This window comes from Veillonella parvula, from assembly GCF_032575955.1.
In the GTDB taxonomy this organism is placed as follows: domain Bacteria; phylum Bacillota; class Negativicutes; order Veillonellales; family Veillonellaceae; genus Veillonella; species Veillonella parvula_J.
This window is the reverse complement of record NZ_JAWFXN010000001.1, coordinates 441,783-462,431: the sequence shown is the minus strand read 5'-3', so window position 1 is coordinate 462,431 and position 20,649 is coordinate 441,783. Positions and strand designations below refer to the sequence as shown.

Annotated in this window: 12 protein-coding genes; all 12 read right to left on the bottom strand. The window is 36.7% G+C overall.

Annotation, left to right across the window (positions count from 1 at the left end):
• Positions 1-10: 10 nt before the first annotated feature.
• The gene (gene trmFO, locus E7L28_RS02110; protein WP_120054807.1) at positions 11-1,327 is read right to left on the bottom strand and encodes a methylenetetrahydrofolate--tRNA-(uracil(54)-C(5))-methyltransferase (FADH(2)-oxidizing) TrmFO; all 1,317 of its coding nucleotides are present in this window, start codon (positions 1,325-1,327) and stop codon (positions 11-13) included.
• Positions 1,317-3,692, bottom strand: coding sequence for a type I DNA topoisomerase (topA, locus tag E7L28_RS02105; RefSeq protein WP_316711418.1), 2,376 nt, complete (start codon positions 3,690-3,692; stop codon positions 1,317-1,319). Before topA ends, trmFO begins: the two co-directional genes overlap by 11 nt.
• Positions 3,682-4,908: a DNA-processing protein DprA gene (gene dprA / locus E7L28_RS02100; protein WP_187002448.1), complete on the bottom strand. Its 1,227-nt coding sequence runs from the start codon at positions 4,906-4,908 to the stop codon at positions 3,682-3,684. Before dprA ends, topA begins: the two co-directional genes overlap by 11 nt.
• Positions 4,909-5,014: 106 nt before the next feature.
• Positions 5,015-6,721: a YifB family Mg chelatase-like AAA ATPase gene (locus E7L28_RS02095; protein ID WP_278618103.1), complete on the bottom strand. Its 1,707-nt coding sequence runs from the start codon at positions 6,719-6,721 to the stop codon at positions 5,015-5,017.
• Between the two features lie 12 nt (positions 6,722-6,733).
• Entirely contained in the window at positions 6,734-7,132 is a 399-nt protein-coding gene (locus tag E7L28_RS02090; RefSeq protein ID WP_004696986.1) for a YraN family protein, read from the bottom strand.
• A gap of 293 nt (positions 7,133-7,425) precedes the next feature.
• Positions 7,426-8,223, bottom strand: a complete 798-nt coding sequence (locus E7L28_RS02085; RefSeq protein ID WP_120054810.1) for a ribonuclease HII — start codon at positions 8,221-8,223, stop codon at positions 7,426-7,428.
• Positions 8,216-9,121 (bottom strand): ribosome biogenesis GTPase YlqF, encoded by a 906-nt coding sequence (gene ylqF / locus E7L28_RS02080; RefSeq protein WP_060919830.1) that lies wholly within the window; start codon positions 9,119-9,121, stop codon positions 8,216-8,218. The genes E7L28_RS02085 and ylqF overlap by 8 nt, the downstream gene beginning before the upstream one ends.
• 184 nt (positions 9,122-9,305) lie before the next feature.
• Entirely contained in the window at positions 9,306-9,647 is a 342-nt protein-coding gene (gene rplS / locus E7L28_RS02075; RefSeq protein ID WP_004695921.1) for a 50S ribosomal protein L19, read from the bottom strand.
• Positions 9,648-9,789: 142 nt separating this feature from the next.
• Positions 9,790-10,176 (bottom strand): MarR family winged helix-turn-helix transcriptional regulator, encoded by a 387-nt coding sequence (locus tag E7L28_RS02070; RefSeq protein ID WP_077708654.1) that lies wholly within the window; start codon positions 10,174-10,176, stop codon positions 9,790-9,792.
• A 166-nt stretch (positions 10,177-10,342) separates the two neighbouring features.
• Entirely contained in the window at positions 10,343-12,394 is a 2,052-nt protein-coding gene (gene glyS, locus E7L28_RS02065; RefSeq protein WP_077708450.1) for a glycine--tRNA ligase subunit beta, read from the bottom strand.
• 1 nt (position 12,395) lies between these two features.
• On the bottom strand, positions 12,396-13,271 hold the full coding sequence (gene glyQ / locus E7L28_RS02060) for a glycine--tRNA ligase subunit alpha (RefSeq protein ID WP_021148183.1): 876 nt from the start codon (positions 13,269-13,271) through the stop codon (positions 12,396-12,398).
• 710 nt (positions 13,272-13,981) lie between these two features.
• Positions 13,982-20,620 (bottom strand): two-partner secretion domain-containing protein, encoded by a 6,639-nt coding sequence (locus E7L28_RS02055; protein WP_024062584.1) that lies wholly within the window; start codon positions 20,618-20,620, stop codon positions 13,982-13,984.
• Positions 20,621-20,649 lie beyond the last annotated feature (29 nt).

Genomic DNA, 20,649 nt, shown 5'->3' with positions numbered 1-20,649 from the left:
AGGCTATTTCTTATAAATTTTCTTTAGCTTTTAGAGCATCCAGTTCTTCTAAAGCACGATTTGCAATCAGTGCATTTTTTTCTTTTTTCTTGCGTACTTTTTGAGGCCATGGATCCATGATACCAAAGTTGACGTTCATTGGTTGGAAATTTGAACCTTCGTAGTTAGAAATATAGTGACTAAGGGAACCGATAGCCGTCGTCTTAGGAAATTCAATAAATGGTTGTTCCTCTAAGTAACGGTCTACTTGTAGGCCTACCATTAGCCCACTAGCAGCAGATTCTAAATAACCTTCAACTCCAGTCATTTGACCAGCAAAAAATAAACGCGGTTCCTTTTTAAGCTGGAATGCATGATTCAATAACTCAGGAGAATTGATATACGTATTGCGATGCATAACACCATAACGAATGAAATCGGCATTTTCAAGGCCTGGAATCATACCGAATACACGCTTTTGCTCGCCCCATTTTAAATGAGTTTGAAAGCCTACCAAATTAAACATGGTACCTTCTTTATTCTCCTTACGCAATTGCACAACTGCATAAGATTCCTCATTGGTGCGTTTATCCACTAAGCCCACAGGCTTTAAGGGACCATAACGCAATGTATCTTCCCCACGGCTCGCCATAATTTCTACGGGCATACAGCCTTCAAAGTAGATTTCCTTTTCAAAATCTTTTGGTTGTACGGCTTCAGCCGTTGTAAGCTCATGCCAGAACGCTTTATATTCCTCTTCTGTCATAGGACAGTTAAGATAATCCGCATCGCCCTTATCATAACGTGAGGCAGCAAAAACTTTATCATAGTTTAAGGATTCAGCCGTTACAATAGGTGCAGCAGCATCGTAGAAGTAAAAGCCTGTTTCACCAGTTAAGGCCTTAATCTTATCTCCTAATGCTTCAGATGTAAGCGGACCAGATGCAAAAATAACAGTTGCTTCTGTAGGAAGTTCAGTGACCTCTTCTAGATGAACTGTAATATTAGGATGACCTTTTACTTTTTTCGTCACCATTTCACTAAATAAATGACGATCAACGGCTAAAGCACCACCTGCAGGAACAGCAGTTGCATCAGCACATTCCATAATGATGGAACCGAGACGACGCATTTCTTCTTTCAAAAGACCTACCGCATTTTCAATATTACCAGCGCGCAACGAGTTACTACATACGAGCTCTGCAAATTGATCTGTTTGGTGCGCAGGAGAACTCTTAACAGGACGCATTTCATATAAGTCTACATGAATGCCTCGGTTAGCAAGCTGCCAAGCTGCTTCGGATCCTGCAAGGCCTGCACCAATAACGATAACATTTTTATGATTCAATTGTAGTTTCCTCTTTTTTAGCTTTGCTAGACTTTTTAGATTCTTTTACAGTTTCTTCACTAGCTTCGCTTTTTTTCTTTCTTGTTTTCTTTGGTGGCCTAGTAGGACAAGTTTCATTGGAACAGAACTTTTTAACTGTACCATTTTTATATGTCTTTTCAACCATTATAGAACCACATGTTTCACAGAAATCATGAGTTGGCTTATCCCATAATGTAAAGTCGCATTGTGGGTATCGATTACAGCCATAGAAAATACGCCCACGACGAGACTTGCGTTCTACGATTTCCCCTTCTTTACATTTAGGACATGTTACACCAGTTCCTACTGTAATAGGTTTAGTATTTTTACATTCCGGGAAGTTAGAACATGCTAAGAACTTACCGTAGCGACCAAATTTATATACCATTGGGCTATTGCAAAGTTCACAGATTTCATCACTTTCCATAGATGCAATTTCAATGCGGTCTACGTCACTTGCATCTTCTAGCTCTTGCGCAAAGACCTCGTAGAAATCAGATAATACTTTTACATACGTATCCTTGCCAGACGCAATAGCATCTAGTTCTTCTTCTAGATCACGGGTAAAGCCAGTATTGATGATTTTTTCAAAGTATGCAATCAAGAAATCTACCACCACAAAGCCTAGCTCTGTAGGCACGAATTGTTTATTCGTATTTTCCACATAGTTACGGCTTACGATAGTATCTAGAATTGGTGCGTATGTACTAGGGCGACCAATGCCGAGTTCTTCTAATGTCTTGATAAGACTCGCCTCAGAGTAACGTGGAGGTGGTTGTGTGAAATGTTGTTCAGGCAATACCTCTACCGTATGGGCAGCATCATTCTTTTTTAAAACAGGTAATTGAGGTACATCCTCTTTTTTTGCATCTTCATAAACGGTACTGAAACCTGGGAAGATAACACGAGAGCCAGTCGCTTTAAATGTATAGTCATCTTTTACATTCAACTCTATCGTTGTGGATTCATTTAGTTGCGGCGCCATTTGGCTAGCCATAAAACGATTCCAAATCAACGTATATAGCTTAAGTTCATCACGACTCAAGAATGGTTCCACCATTTTAGGTGTTAACTCGAGAGATGTAGGACGAATAGCCTCATGCGCATCTTGTGCAGAACCCTTAGAGCCGTACACATTTGGTTTAGACGGATAATAGTCTTCCCCATAATTGCGAAGAATAAAGTCCTTAGCCATAGCTTGCATCTCTTTAGAGATACGCGTAGAGTCTGTACGCATATATGTAATCAAACCTACGTGGCCATAGGAGCCAATTTCTAAACCTTCATATAAATGTTGAGCAATCATCATCGTACGCTTAGCACCAAAGTTCAATTTACGCACACCATCTTGTTGCAAGGTAGATGTTGTAAATGGAGGTGCCGCTTTACGAGAACGCTTGCGCTTTTCAATATTAGTCACTACTGCATCTTCATTGCCAATAGCATCAACTATGGCTTGTGCATCACTTTCAGTAGTAATATCGATTTTTTCACCTTTAATATGGGTTAATTCCGCTGTGAAAGATTCTTTTTTAGGCGTTTCAAAATTGCCTTCAATAGTCCAATATTCTTGTGGCACGAAAGCTTGAATTTCTCGCTCTCTTTCACAGATAAGTCGAACTGCAACGGATTGCACACGACCTGCACTGAGGCCTTTACAAACCTTTTTCCATAATAAAGGACTCAATTTATAGCCTACGATACGGTCTAATACACGGCGTGCTTGTTGAGCATCTACCATGTTCATATCGATAGTACGTGGAGAACCTAATGCTTCTGCTACCGCATTTTTAGTAATCTCATTGAACGTAATACGGCATGTAGATGTAGGATCTACATTTAGAATGTACGCTAAATGCCAAGAAATAGCTTCCCCTTCACGGTCAGGGTCAGTTGCGAGCAATACGGCACTGCTTTCATCAGCATAAGAAACTAGTTCATCAATAACCTTTTTACGTGTTACCAAATTACTATAGCGCGGCGTGAAATCATGCTCTATATCGATGCCCATTTGAGATTTAGGCAAATCTCGTAAATGGCCCATACTCGCTTTTACAACGTAGTTGGGACCTAAGAATTTTTCAATTGTTTTAGATTTAGCAGGAGACTCTACGATTACTAATACTTTGCCATCAGGATTATATACGCGAGGTTCGCGTTGCTCCGGTGGCACTGAAGTTTGTAGTACAGATTTATCCCGTACAATCCCCATTGGAGTAAGGGCTTCCTTAGCTACCTTACGCTTTATCGTAGTACTTTCTTTCTTAGTATTTTTCTTTTTTGTGTCATTACTAGTACTAGCTGCTTTCGGCTCGCCAATAACGATAGATCGTTTAATGGACAAGTATATCACTCCTAGTCATATTAATATAGCCTCTCGGCGGATGATTCTCTATAGCCCCTTCCATTTCTAACTCTAGTAATAAGGGCTGTAGTTGTTGTAATGGAATACGAGTAGCTTTCAAAATATCACTAACCGTAATACATCGATCATGAGGTATTTCACTCAATATTACACTCCTATCCACATTAAAGCTTAACATAGAGCACCCTTTTCTATCAACACTTTGACTATGATTCCCTATTTGAACGCTATCTTTTACACCTTTATTTTCATTATTCCTTGTTGGTAAAAATTTTTGTTCACTAGAAAAATATTCCCGCAATGTTAAATGATATTGTTCAACTATATCCTCATACCCAGTAAGTACATATGCACCATTTCTCATTAGAAATTTATTTCCATCAGCCGTATGGTCTAATAGATTACATGGTACCACAAATACATCTCGACCTTCACTAACCGCCATATCTGCCGTAATCAAAGAACCACTACTGGACTTGGCCTCCACTACGATAACACCTCTGCATAATCCACTAATAATACGATTCCGTGCTGGGAAATGTTTTGCGGACGGCGGTGTACCCGGCGGGTATTCGGATAGAAGTAACCCATTATTTTGTAACATACGATCAAATAATTTTGCATTTTCTCGAGGATAGGTAATATCTAAACCACATCCCATAACAACGATTCCGTACCCCTGACTAGTTAAAAGGCCTTCATGACCATGTGAGTCTATACCACGAGCCCCACCGCTGACAATAATGGTGCTATATTTACCCAATTCCTTGCCGAGCATTCTTGCCACATTCCGACCATATAAGGAGCAACTCCGTGCCCCAACTATACCAATACGATTTAATCGTTCATCTAAAAGTGCTCGATTACCTCTCATAAACAAAATAGCTGGCGGATTATATATATGATTTAAAATAGACGGAAAGTCTTTGTCTAAAAAGGTAGTAAAATCCATCTGGTATTCGTCTACTTTATGGATAATATACTCTAATTTTTCATCTTTAGCCGATGCTGAAATGGCACGTTTATCAGATGCAGAAATATATGTATAAGATTTTAAGTTTTCTACATTCTTAATAGCTTGCCACGCATCATAAGGGGATCCAAAATCCTCTATAAAACGCCTTACATATGTGGCTCCAACATTGTATAAGCTTTGTAATCCTGCAATATAAATATTGTCATCGTATCTAATCATATAAACACCTAGTAATTCTTTCTAAGTATATAATCATTAATTTTATATAGAATCAAACAACTACTTTTGGCAAATAAACAACTACTAAATTTATGAGATAATTACTTTATTTGCCAGTTCTAAATAACATTGCTTCAGAAATATGATGTGGTTCTACTTTTGGATTTTCTTCTAAATCAGCAATTGTACGAGCCACCTTTAATATGCGATCAAAAGCTCGCCCACTTAAATGAAAATGGTCAAATATATTGCCTAAAACACTCCAAGCCTTATCTGTAATATTGCATAGTTCACTAATTGCCTTATGGGGAACTGCTCCATTCGAATTAAAGTCAAAACCTTCATATCGTTTCTGTTGCATAGCAGTGCCCATGATAACTTGTTGTCTCATACTTTCACTCGTCATATTTGAAGATGATGTATCTAACAGCTGTTCAAGGGTCGGTCTCTCAACGGGAATATGCAAATCAATACGATCCATAATCGGCCCTGATAACCGTTGCTGATAGTTTTTAACCATCGTTTCTGTACAGACACATTCCTTATAAGGATCATGGTAATACCCACAAGGACAAGGATTGGCCGCAAGAATACAAATAAAATTAGCTGGATATATATAATTTCCTTGAGACCGATTTATAGTAATCGTTCTAGACTCTAAAGGCTGTCGTAATGCATCGATTACTTGGCGTTGAAACTCAGGCGCTTCATCCATAAATAATACGCCTCCATGAGCTAATGTTACCTCTCCAGGACGTCCCTGTATCCCTCCACCGACCATACTAGCCAAAGTTGCCGTATGATGAGGATGTCTAAAAGGTCTAGATTTCACTAGCCCATTATCACCTAGTAAACCTATTACATCTTGTATACGACTCACTTCAACAATTTCATTCCAAGTCATAGGAGGCAATATGGTCGGCAATCGTTCGGCCATCATCGTTTTACCCCCACCTGGAGGCCCTATCATAATACAATGATGATGACCTGCAGCACTGATGAGCATGGCTCGTTTGCCTAACTCTTGACCTTGTACATCGCCAAAATCAACTGTATATGGTTGATTAGTCTTTATAGTTATACTTTCATCCGTAACAGACGTATCAACACAATTATTACTAATCATAGTTACTTGTGGTTTACTGATTGTATCTAGATTTTCATTGCTTCCGGTTAATGGCATAGACTCTAAAGGCCCTAGAATTGATTTATTGGCATTGTGTTTATCTACTTTTCCTTTTTTGATACTTATTTGTTTATTTTTATCAACTACCTTTGGCTTAATTTGTTCCTCTAAAATAGTAATAATTTCTTGTAGTGATGATCCACCATATATAGTTAAATTAGGAATAGACTGTAGCACTTTACCATTTTCAATACTTGTATAAATTTTTGAATAATTAGCATCTAATCCTGCTAGCGACATAGCTAGAGTCCCAAAGGTCGGTAATAACGAACCATCTAACGCTAACTCTCCCATAAACAAACTCTTATCAAATAAAGCCGAAATTTTAGCTTTACGCCCATTTATCTGTCCTGATGCAAGCAGAACCCCTAAAGCGATTGCTAAATCGAGCCCAGCGCTACTTTTACGAATTGTAGCCGGGGCTAAATTGACTACGATGCGTCTCATTGGAAATTCGTATCCACTATTTTTAATGGCCGCTCGTACCCGTTCACGAGCCTCTTTAACAGATTGATTAGGTAGTCCAACGATATCAAAGACCGGCAAACCTTGTGATATATCAACCTCTACAGTAATGATACATCCATCAATGCCGTGTAAGGTGGCTCCATTTAATTTTGCGTACATAAACTGACCTCACTAAAAGCACTGTGGTAAATAATGAATAGAACTTTGAAAGTCCTCGTGCAAATACACCTCTATTACATCAAAGGATATTTCCTTCCAACGGCGCTTTTTTTGATTTAAATCATATAGAAACAACATAGCAGCTCGTTTAATATGCTTTTGTTTTTTCTTGGTAACTGCCTCACGTGCTAGTCCATGTTGCATACCTCGGCGAGCTTTAATCTCTATAAAATGATAGACTAAATCACGTTTAGCAATGATGTCTATTTCGCCTAAACGGGTTCGATAATTTGTATCTACTACCGTAAGTCCCATTTTTTCAATATAATTGGTAGCTACTCGTTCCCCCCATTTGCCCAGTTCTTTTGAATCGAGTTCATTAAATGCTTTACCAGTACTAATCGTTTTCATATATACCTCCTAATAAGGTGTATCTGCAACAACAACTCATAGAATTTAATATCTATACTATATTAATCTTTCAACAGGTAATACTTACTTGTAGCGTAAATTATGGAGGTAACAAAAGTAAATACAAAAGAGGTTCCTAATAGTCACATAGGTGACCAATAGGAACCTCTTTACGGATATAAACTATATGCAATTTATAATGATATAACGAATAAAACTAATACGACTATAGGACTTAACTTAATAGTCGAATCATAAAGTAAATCTATTACCCATATATAAATAACTAAGATTTACTCAGGTTTAACCCAACGTACAATAGATTTAATAGGCTCAAAGCTCTTACGATGAAGCGGTGTTACCCCTTGTTGCTCGATAGCTTTTTTATGTAATTCCGTATAGTAACCTTTATGAATACCAAAGCCATAACCAGGGAACTCAACATCAAGGCTCTTCATATATCGATCTCGCGTAACCTTTGCAATGATGGATGCAGCAGCAATATTAGCGCTTTTACTATCGCCCTTAATAATGGATTCAACAGGAATCGTTAAATCAGGCAATTTCATAGCATCAGCCACTACTGCTTCAGCTGGTACGCTGAGCGTACGAATAGCCTCATACATCGCTTGTCGCGTTGCTTCATAAATATTGAGTTCATCAATCTTTTCTGGGCCGTAGGAAATACAGCTAACAGCAACGGCTTCGTCCATGATGATATCATAGAGCGCTTCACGCTTTTCTTCGGTTAGTTTTTTAGAGTCATTAAGGCCTGGAATTAATGTCATAGGTGGCAAGATAACAGCAGCTACCGTGACAGGCCCCGCAATAGGACCACGCCCCACTTCATCAACACCAGCCACATGATAGATACCTTGATCATAGAACATGCCTTCATAGTCATACATACCTATGAGGCGTTGCTGTTCTTTTAACTCTTTTTCTTGACGCTTAATATAAGAAGCAGCCAATTTCTGTACAGAACTACGAGTATCCTCTTGAGCAAAAGACAAAATCTCTAAGGCTTGTTCAGTTTCAAAGAGAGCTTTAATATCTGCTACTTTTAACTTAGAAAATACATCCTTATCCATTATGACTCTCCTCACCATCTGCAGGGTAGTACGGTTCTTCATCAACTTGATCGAGAGTAATTGTACCTAACTTAGTATTGCGGTAGTCTTGCAAGATAATACGGCGAGCCTTGTCAAAATCTACAATGCCACCGCTTACAAGACAACCTCGACGACGTCCGATGCTTTCAAGAATCGTATCAACATCGGTCATCTCTTCTTCTTTTAATTTATAACGCTCTACCAAAATATTTGGCGTGTTCGTCAATAAGTAATTTAATAGCTGTTTTATAACATGCTCTAAATCATAAACATCATCGGAAATGGCACCTGTCATAGCGAGGCGAGCCGCGGCACGTTGGTCCTCTAATTTTGGCCATAATACACCTGGTGTATCAAGCAATTCAAGATTTTTACCGATTTTAACCCACTGTTGACCACGTGTATGACCTGCCTTATTAGCTGTACGCGTTGCAGCAGAACCAGCTAAAGAGTTAATCAATGTAGATTTACCAACATTAGGAATGCCTAAGATAATAGTCCTAACAGAACGACTGCGAATACCTTTCGCTACCCAACGATCAATGATAGGTTTACTTAGACGTTCTACGGTAGATAGTAATTTTTTATTGCCTTTGCCAGATTTAGAATCGATAGCCAATACTGTAATGCCTTGTTTAGTAAAGAATTCAGTCCATTCCTTTGTGGCTTTAGGATCTGCTAAGTCAACTTTATTTAACAGTACAATATGTGGTTTTTGACCAACGAGTTCAAGGATTACAGGATTCGCACTAGAGCGAGGAATACGCGCATCTAATAACTCGATAACAACATCTACCTTCTTGATGTACTCTGTAATCATACGAGTAGCTTTCGCCATATGCCCAGGGAACCAATGTACGATAGGTGAATCTGCCATTTTATATCCTTTCTACATACTTTATATACATCTCATAGAGATACTTAGTATATTTTATATTTATCTTTTTACAGCTCTATATTCCTCTATTATAACTCTTTAATTCATAGAATAATAAAATAGAACTATTCATATCCAATTTTAGCAAAAATAAAAGGCTGCCAACGGCAGCCTTTTATGAACATTAGCGTTTTTCGCGAATACGAGCAGCTTTACCAGTAAGGTTACGTAAGTAGTACAATTTAGCACGACGAACAACACCACGGCGCATAACTTCGATTTTAGCTAAACGTGGGCTGTGAAGTGGGAATGTACGTTCTACACCTACACCGGATGCAATACGACGAACTGTAAAAGTTTCACGTACGCCACCGTTTTGACGTTTGATTACCAAACCTTCGAACACTTGGATACGTTCACGAGTACCTTCCACTACTTTTACGTGTACGCGAACTGTGTCACCAGCGCGGAAAGTAGGGATGTCTGTACGAAGTTGTTCTTGTTCAAGTACGTTAATAATGTTCATTGTTTCCTCCTGTTTGCAGACATTCAATACCTACACCTTATAGGCAGCGGACTGTCTCAAATTAACAGCAATATAGTATCATAAATCACGTACTGTTAGCAAGTATTTTCTATATTATTTTAATAATCCAAATATTTACGTATTATTTACGTATAATTGGTCGTTTTAACTTACCTAATAAGCGGTATAAATTCTCCTGTTCTTCATCCGATAAATCAGAGAACATTACATTAAGAAATTCGTTAAATGTATGTAAAAGAGTTTTGCCTAACCGTTTCCCCTCATCTGTTAAAGTAACTACAGATATACGTTTATCCATATAATCAATATGTTTTGTAACATATCCCAATTCAATGAGAATATCTGTCTGCTCCGACACAGTAGCGGGACGCATATTTAGAGCATCTACTAACTGCTTCTGTGATGCTCCTTGGGAACGCATATATAATTCAATAATAATTCTATCACGAGACTTTTCTTTGCCGCTTGGCACCTTACACAAGGCTTTATATAATTCATCATGATTCATAATCATCTATCTCCTCATACAACTTTGTATATTATAAAGTATTCGTCATAGTCTCTAAAAATCCTGCATAAAATTTGCATATTCTTCGTAAAAGCAAAAAAGAGGTACGCACGGTACCTCTTCTCCTGTATATCATTATAAAAATTTTAACTTTTACTAGAATATGTTATTTTAATGCGCTAATATCGCCAATAATAGCCATTACACTGTATGCTAAACGAACGAGTTGTAAACGGTTAGCTTTAATAGCTTCATCTTTATCCATAACCATTACATCTTCAAAGAATTTGTTAATGGCTGGAACTAAAGTAGCTGGAACTGCCACGACTGCATCATAATCGCCAGCTTCCCAAGCAGCACTACTTGCTTCAGATGCTTTAGAAGCAGCTTCGAACAATTCTTTTTCAGCATCTTCTTTCAATAAATCGCTATTAACACCAGTATATTCCACATCTTTTACAAGATTGTACATACGAGTATAAGCTTGAACAAGTTCAACGTTTTCATCGATGCGGTTAGCTAACAATGCATTTACAAGACCTTCAGCATCAGCAACAGACAATTCGTTGTTAGATAACAATAAGTCAATTACATGATGAGGAACTTCGCGATCAAGGAAGATATTTTTCAAACGAAGTGTGAAGAACTCTTCTACTTGGTCAAGCAATTCGTCTTGTTTTTCAGCTAGTACATTAAGTAATTCCATAGATGCTTTGAAGATTGGACGTAAGCTGATATTCCATTCGCTACCAAGCAAGATATTCAAGATACCAATTGTTTGACGACGCAATGCATATGGATCTTGAGAGCCTGTAGGGATTAAACCACGGCTGAAAGTAGCGACGATGTTATCTACTTTATCGATGATGGACAATACTTTACCGGCCTCAGTTTGAGGCAATACATCACCTGCAAAACGTGGTAAGTATTGTTCAAAAATAGCTTCTGCCACTTCAGGGGATTCACCATCGAGTAAAGCGTATTCCTTACCCATGACACCTTGTAATTCAGTGAATTCTGTAACCATACCGGTTGTAAGGTCGGTTTTAGCGAGCTCTGTAGCGCGTTCTAACACAACAGCTGTATCTTCGTGCAAGCCACATTCTTCACCAAATACACGGCCCAATTTAAGTAAACGTTCAGTTTTATCCGCTAAATTACCAAGACCTTCTTGGAATACAATTTTAGTCAAACCATCTTGACGGTCGATAAGAGGTTTCTTGCGGTCTTCGTTGAAGAAGAATTTAGCATCATCAAGACGGGCGCGCAATACACGTTCATTACCAGCTTGAACTACTTCAATAGAATGATCGGAGCCATTGCGAACGGTTAAGAACATTGGCAACAATTTGCCGTCTTGATCAACTAATGGGAAATAACGTTGATGGTCTTTCATTGGTGTGATGATGGCTGCATCTGGAAGTGTCAAGTAAGACTCTTCAAAGCCACCACACAATGCTGTAGGCCATTCAACAAGATAGTTGATTTCTTCTAACAAATCATCATCCCAAACGATGGATGCATTTTTAGAAGCTGCCATATCATGTAATTGTTTGGAGATCAATTCACGACGTGCGTCTTGATCAACCATAACAAAGTTTTCTTTTAATGTATCTACATAGGATGCTGCATTTTTAATAGTGATTTCATCAGCCCCTAAAAAACGATGACCACGTGTTACATTACCAGATTTTACAGTAGCAAATTCTACAGGAATTACTTCTTCATCAAGTAAAGCTACAAGCCAACGTACAGGACGTACGAACTTAGCATCTAAATTACCCCAATGCATGGATTTAGGGAAGTTAAGACCTGTAATCAATTGAGGTAACATATCTGTGACGATATCTTTTGCAGGAACCCCTGCAGTTTTGGTTTCAGCGTAAATATAGCCGTCTTCTACAACGAGATCAGCTACATCAAGACCTTTACCACGAGCAAAGCCGATAGCTGCTTTTGTGGCATTACCGTCAGCATCATATGCGATAGACGCAGAAGGACCTTTATGACGTTCACTGATTTCAGCAGATGTGTCAGCAAGACCTTTCACGATAAGAGCCAAACGACGTGGTGTGCCGTATGTTGCGATGCTTTCAAAAGAAAGATGGGCATCATTTAATTTTGTTTCAGCCAATTGTTTCAATTGACCTAAGATATTTGGCATAAAGCCGGCAGGAATTTCTTCTGCACCGATTTCAAATAATAAATCTTTTGCCATCTTATTTATCTCCTTTCAAAAGTGGGAAACCTAACTCTTCGCGTTTAGCGAGGTATTGTTGTGCACAAATACGAGCCAATGCACGTACGCGGCCGATGAAAGCAGTACGTTCGCTGATGGAAATAGCGCCACGGGAATCAAGTAAGTTGAATGTGTGGGAACATTTCAATACATAGTCGTAAGCTGGTAATACATAACCAGCTGCACAAACGCGTTTTGCTTCTGCTTCGTACATATCAAACAATTTGAAAAGCATATCTGTATCAGCTAATTCAAAGTTGTATACGGATTGTTCAACTTCGTTAGCATGCCAAACATCACCGTATGTAACATTTTCATTCCATTTAAGGTCATATACGTTTTCTACGCCTTGAATGTACATAGCCAAACGTTCTAAACCGTATGTAATTTCTACGGAAACTGGTTTACAATCAATGGAACCAACTTGTTGGAAATATGTGAACTGAGTTACTTCCATACCGTCGAGCCATACTTCCCAACCAAGACCCCAAGCACCCAATGTTGGAGATTCCCAGTTATCCTCAACGAAACGGATATCGTGATCTTCAGCATGAATACCCAATGCAGCCAAAGATTGTAAGTACAATTCTTGGATGTTATCTGGAGATGGTTTCACGATAACTTGGAATTGATGATGTTGGAACAAACGGTTAGGGTTATCGCCATAACGACCGTCTGCTGGACGACGAGAAGGCTCTACATAACATACAGCCCATGGTTCAGGACCAATAGCATGTAAGAATGTAGCAGGATTCATTGTACCTGCACCTTTTTCTATGTCATATGGATTTTGAACGATACAACCTTGATCGCTCCAGAATTTTTGTAAATTTAAAATAATCTCTTGAAATGTCATTGCTGCCTCCACTTTACACAACCGACATAAAATCAACCATTTCGTTACAAACAAAAAAGTCCCTGTAACGAAAAACGTTACAGGGACGAGTATACCCGCGGTTCCACCCTATTTGGCTTGCGCCCTCTTTTTTCTATGTTGGCCTTTACTAACAGATACCTGCGTTCCTGCCAATGCTCTACAGCGCCTTCAACCAAATGTGAGCTTACACCATCCTCACTCGCTAGAGAGGTTTACTACTCTGCTTCATCGCATATATTATACACAATATTGTAGCAATAGAGAGGGATGAATGTCAAACTATTATCTAAAACTTTTACCCCAAATATATGTTGAAAAATAAATTAATACCTATATCTAGCTAAATATATAACTTGAATAAAATTATATAGAAAATAAGATAGCCATTAAAAATAGCAATATAGTAAAGAAAGTAAATAAATAGTAAATCCATTTATGGTTACTATTTTTAAATATTAGCGAAAACAAGTAGGTACTGAATGATAATAGTAAAAACTCAACTAGATATTTAAATTGTTTATTTATATCATCTAAGAACTTAAAATCCACAAAAAATACAACTAAAAATATTCCTAAACTAATTAATCTATATTTTTCATTTATGTCCTCATTAGATCTTCGAATATATTGAATTACACTATAGGCAAATGCTAAAAACAAGGATATAGTAGCAAAATAATATACTAATTTCATTTATTATTTTCACCTCGTTTTCTAATCTCTTCATCTGTCGGAATATCTTGTCGTAGCTCCATTTTTTTTATATCTCCTGCTATTCCACCGGAAATACTTCCTAAAGTTCCTAAAGAATAAGATGAAACTGCTGTCGCAATTGGTCCATAAGGATATCCTAGTTTGAATCCTTCTGCAGTACCATAAGCACCTCCTATTGCAGAGCCTATTGGAGGAATTAAATTTGTCCCCCAAGCTTTAACTAAATTGGTTCCACTATAGGTATAATAGTCTTGCACAAAATCATTTGTCATGCTTCCTATACTAAAAACCCCCCCCAATCTATTAACTACTCTAAAAGCAGGTTTAGCATTCTCAGTATAATATAAATACCCCTTTAAAGGTTGATTGGTCAACTCAGATGTAGTATTAGTTAAAACCGACTTTTCTAAATCTCTAGTACTTATACTATTAGTAGGTTTACTAACTTCTATAGTATCATTAGGATTATTAGAATTTAAATTATAGTCAAATATTTTGGTTGTACTAGTGTGGTTATTATATAAAATATCTTTATCAACACTTAAAGTTAAATTATTAATAGAATTATTATTGATTCTATCACGTTTCTGTTTTTCATATCCATATAATGCACGCCCTTTTTCTACACCATATTTATCAATATAGTCATTTAGCAAGGAGTCTTCATATGCTTTATTAGAAGAAACAATTCTAGAACTAGCCTCTTGTTTGTACATACTAAATGAATCTTCTAGGCCATTTGATGTAACATATTTATATACTAAATTGTTCATAATATCTTGGAATGAACCCGATCCAATTACTTCTGGTATACTACTTTCCAATTCACCATTTAAAAGTATGGATGTTTCATTATTAGTTTTATAGATTGAATTATGATTGTATTCATACCACATAAGGGTATCATAATAAGCAAGTTTTCTAACCCATTCGTCTAAACTAATTTCTCCATACTTAAAACTTCTATAATCACGTAACAAGTTTAGCTGATCGTCATGGGTCAACCAATTATTATCAACGGCTGAATTTATCAAAGGCACTGCTATTGATTGATCACTAATACTTTTCCCTAAAATTATACTAACTAACTTTTGCATGTCAGGATTATCGATTTTTCTTAGAAGTGGTTGTGTAACTTCATTTATTGCACTAATTTTAAATCCATTAAAAGAATCATATCCAGAAAGCTTCGATATAGTTGCACCAAGCGCACCATGTAAAGCAACTTTATAAATTCCACCATCATCCCATTTTTTAGCCTTGTCCAAGTATTCTTTTGCTAATTTTTCATTATTAGCATTTTCAGCAGATTCAGCTAATATTACATATTTTTTTTGTTCGCTAACAGCAATATCACCAATTAATTTATATCCATGATCAGAAATTTTAGATAAAAGAATTTGTTTTTCTTCTACTGTTTTCTTATCAAAAATCGGTGCTAGTTTATTTAATGCTTGTTCCGTATCATGATTAATCTTTTCTAAAGATTCTTTCTCAGCAATTTCAATGATACCTTCACTGATGGCAGAATGAGTAGTTGATTTAGAATTACCTTTCACAGGAATCCCCATTTTAGGGCTGCCAGTAATACCTATCGGATTATTTTTAGAGCGTTTAGTTGTAGATAAACTATATCCAGAAGTTTTTGCTGAATAGGATGCTTTATTTTGAATATCATTCATTTTTAAAGAATTAGAGGATAATTTATTCTTGGATTTATCAGGACTCCCTTTAATTATACCACCTGTAAGTGTAGTTGCATTATTTACCTGTACATTATATCCACCATCACCTGCGTATATACCAGCCTGATCTGTAACACTTGCATAGTGACTGTCTGTAGTGCCTCTCGAATTATCAAATCCAACTCTTACAGGTCCACTCATTCCATAAGATACAGATATACCTTTATTTTTACTTATTTTATGGTAGTCATTCGTATCTTGTAAACTTTCAATATTCAAATTATGTCCAACTTTTGTGGTCACACTTTCACCGATGACCTTAGAACCAATAATTTCTGTATCATTTCCAGAGACAGTATTGACTTGTTTACCACGAATAACAGTTCCAGTATGCGTCTTAGTTGTCTCTAATGCATTTTCTTTACCTTTATACACATTAGCATCTAAACCAATAACACCATTACCGTGAGGACTAACTGTGGCACCAACAGACCATCCTGAGCTTGTATATGTATCGCGTTGTACTAAAGAGTTCGTTCCTGCATCTATACTTAAGTTATTTGATGCATTTAGATTAACCTTTGGAGCCTCTACAATACTACCTTTAATATGAATATTTCCTTTGTCACTATTATCACTATCTGCAGTAATACTTACATTATTTTTGCTCCCTATAGAACTACCTATATAATTTTCTTGATTAAGTTCGCTATGCTGTTTAAATTTACTTGAACCAATACCTACTTGTATATTGAGTAAACGATCTTTTTTAATTCTATTATTTACATTATTAATCGCTGTTCTTACATCTGGATGCATAGCATTGCTCTCTTCAGGATGTTCTGCCTGATATGCTTTATTAAGTTCATCAGCCTTAGCAAGTATATCTTTTTCTTTTTCTACAAGTTTTTCTATCTTAGCATTTTTATAAGAAGTCCCATCATTATAAGCATGTTTTAAAGTATTTGCAGCCTCAAGATACTCTAATGTTGATAAGTTGCTATTTTTTCTAGAGTTAGCACGCTTACCAAGTTGCTGAACAGCATTCAATTCATTAACAATTTGACCACCAACACTTACAGTAAGACCGGAACGCTTCTCCTCGTGACTTTGCACTACATGTGCAGTATTATGTTTTCCATCAACCGTTACATTTTGAGCAGATAAGTCTATCGGTTTATTACTAAAATAGTTTGTTGTTGTACTGTGAATTGAATTACCAGCACTAACATTTATCTCGTCCTTAGAGGAAGAAATATTGGTAGCAACTTGATTTTTATATCTGCCATCTGTTGTATCAGTCACTTTTTTACTACCAATAGTAAAGCCTATACCAGCGCCCATTAAGCCAGATTTTTTACTATATTGATATACATCATCACGTTGTGTTTCTTCACCTGAATCTGTACGCACGTCATTACCTGCAGATACGGATACATCTTTTGTTCCCAAAATATTAGAACCTGTTACCGAAACATTGCGATTAGCTTTCACATTAATCGTATCTCCACCAATTGTTGAAGATAAAACACCTGTGCGTTCATGATCTGTACGTATGATATTAGTTGTACGAGATAGTAAACTCTTTTCTTTGTATTTTAGACCATATTCATCACGACTATAACTTTGCCCATTTGTAATAGTAACATCATTTCCAGCTTCAACAGATGTGACACCATGTTCACTATTAACAATACCATTGCGGATATTTACATCATTTCCTGCATGTAAATTAACATTACTATCACTTAAAATAGCTGTACCTAATTCAGTACGACGATCTGTGCGATTATAATTCTCACTATTAACAGTCATATCCTTTTTAGCGGATAATGCCTCTGTTGTTAAATTAATATTCTGACCAGCCTCAATCGTTGCTTTAGAATTATCTCCAGTATAAACAATAGCACCTTTAAGGTTAACATCTCGTTTAGCAGATAAAACTAAATCGCCTTTTTCTCCTACACCTATAGTTCCTTGGCGACCAACAATATCGTGATGTTGTAATCTATTTACATGAGCACCTACATTAATATCACGACCAACATTAATATTAACCTGTTTCTCACCATGAATATTACCAGTATTTATTACGTCTTGAGATGCCTTAATAGTCACTTTACGTCCATCTATACGACCTGTATTTTCTACATCATTAGCCCCTAATACAATTGTATCTGCAGTCATAATGCCTTGATTTAGAATATCTGCATTAGTGTTGCTAACAATAGCTTTACCACTTATGATTCCACCCATTGCATCAACAGATTTTGCAGGTTGTTTCGCTAAATATACTTTAGGATATAGAACTTGTTGAGCTTTTCCATCTACTACAACTGTTTTAGTTTCTAACCACACCATATCAGTCGTTATAGCTTTCATTTGTTCTTTAGATAAGGCAATTCCAGGTGTTAATTTAAAAGCTTTACCAAAAGCTACACCAGCCTCTAATAATGCTTTATATTCAGCTTCATTATCTGTATAACCTTCTAAATACTGTTTACCTGTAGCTGATACTATTTGCTCATTAATAAGTTGCTGTTCATAGAATCCATCACCTAAACGTTTGAATCTTCTTTCAGGATTATTTGTCAACGCATCAATCATAAATTGAGAGGATAAAAAATTCTTTCGATTAGTAAAAGCAGGGTCAGTCTCTATCAAAGCATTAGCCGTAATAGCAGGATGAATATCATATAGTGCCTCTGTTGGTAACGATAAACCATCTATGGTTTGACTTGCTTTACCTTTGCCCCCACCCAGACCATATGGATCTAAACTATCATTGACCTTTGCAATAGTAGCTTTGGATACTTTATCTTCAGCGTGCTCTTTTAGAGTACCAATTGGTTTTACATTTTCTTCAGTAATCGACGGTGTCATAAAGACTTCAGGGCCCCAAACACGTATACGTTTACTTCTATAACCATGACGTTTCCTTTTCTTTTCGGTTCTACTCTCTTGAGTAGTTCCAGTAATAAAGGTTTTATCACTAATCATATCTGATATGTTTTGTATAGAGCCCTTTGTTTTAAAAGTTCCTCCTGAAATCACGCTGCTATTATCATTATAAAGTATACCAGTAGTTACTAAATCACCACCACTACTAATGATACCTGGATCATCATTGGTAATCTTTTTGTGAGTTTGTTCGGCTTCACTTCTAATGATTGTAAACTGATTTATTCGGTTCTCATTCTTATTCATTTCCTTATTATAAGCTTCATCTTCAGGCGTTTTAACTGGTTTTACATGCGGTGTACCATAACCACTTGAATCATCAGCATATGGGAACTCAGACTTATCAAATACCTGACCTTCTAATTTATGATTTGGATGAGTAACTTTTATTTTATCTGGATTTTTAGTAATCCCATCTGAAACACGCTTGGTTCCTAACGCAACATTATTATTTTCTACTGTAGGAGTATCAAGTTTAATAGACTTTGTAGCTTTAATAGTCGCCCCTTTATTATGTATACCATCTTTAGCAATAAAGTCCATAGTTCCACCACTATAAATGAGACCTTTACCAGTATTATCTATTGTATTTGAAGTTATATTAACGTGATTACGACCCGCAATTACACCAGACTTATGAGAATCTAGTTCTGCCTTAAGAGCAGTAACTTTCTCTTGTACATCATCATACGCTTTTGTTAAATCATTAATCCGTTGACGATGTGCGTCTAACTCAGGCTTGGTCTTATATTTAGATATATCAGCATTCCATTCAGCATCAAGTTCATTTTTTGCCTTTTCTAGCTCTTTACCAGCTTTATGATAGCGTTCTTCTATTTCACTATTAGTATGATTTGTAACTATATTAGCTTTAATATCTACTGTATCACCATAAATACGTCCACCTTCATGATTATCTATAGATTTAGCATTTATAGTTGTAGTATTTCCAGAGTTGATAAGACCATTATTGTTTACCTTTTCTTGACTATGTACAGTTGTAGAGGAATCACCTTGAACCACACCATTTGAATGAATTGCTATACTTTGTCCATCTAAAATAGTATTGCCATTACTTGTAACGCCACCATCAACTACAATTTGACCATCACTAGTAATACTAGAGGCTTGTGAAGAACTTACTACACCTTTAACATTTACCCCAAGACCAGTATTGGTCCCTTTCAGAGTAATAGAATTTGCATACATACCCCCAATTGCGGATACATCTAAGCCAATATTGTTAGAATTACCAATTTTTTGCGTGTCTAATGTATTAGCATCTATTTTGTTCTTACCCGTGCGAGCTTCGATCGAATTTGCCCAGATTCCAGCATTTACACTCGCTGCTTCTGTTAAAATTTGTAACGAGTTAGCCTCTTTGGCATTAAGACCGTTTCTATTAATAGCAACAATTCCTCGCTCCACCCGATATGAGTTTAGATTTCCTGATAAATCATATTCAGGTTTACCTGTAGTTAATACTGCTCGATCTGTATTGATAAATCCGCCACCATCTACAGTAATACCATTAGGATTTGCTATAACTACTGAAGCTTTATGACCTGCTACCTCAATAAACCCGTTCATATTGGTTGGATTGTGTGAAGTAATCTCATTAACAATGACATTGGCAGAACCACGCATCATATTAGTATTACCAGGAACATATCCACCAAGCTTGGTATTAGACATTTGGTAAGAGTTATTAAGAATTACACCATTTTGTGGTACGTTAAAGTTAGTATAATCATTTCTAGATACTCCACCAGCGCTAGGGCCTACGACATTTACTAATGTGACACCATTAGCAGCTTGTCCAATCATGGCTTGTCTTTCATGTGGCGCATTTCGATCTACCTCTATAGGATTTTCTGCATATACAAACGGTACGACTAAAGGGTCAACGATCATTAGCCCCATAGTAAGCCATACTGCAATTTTATATTGTAATCGTTTTTGTTTCATATTTACTCTCTCAATTAATACGTATACTA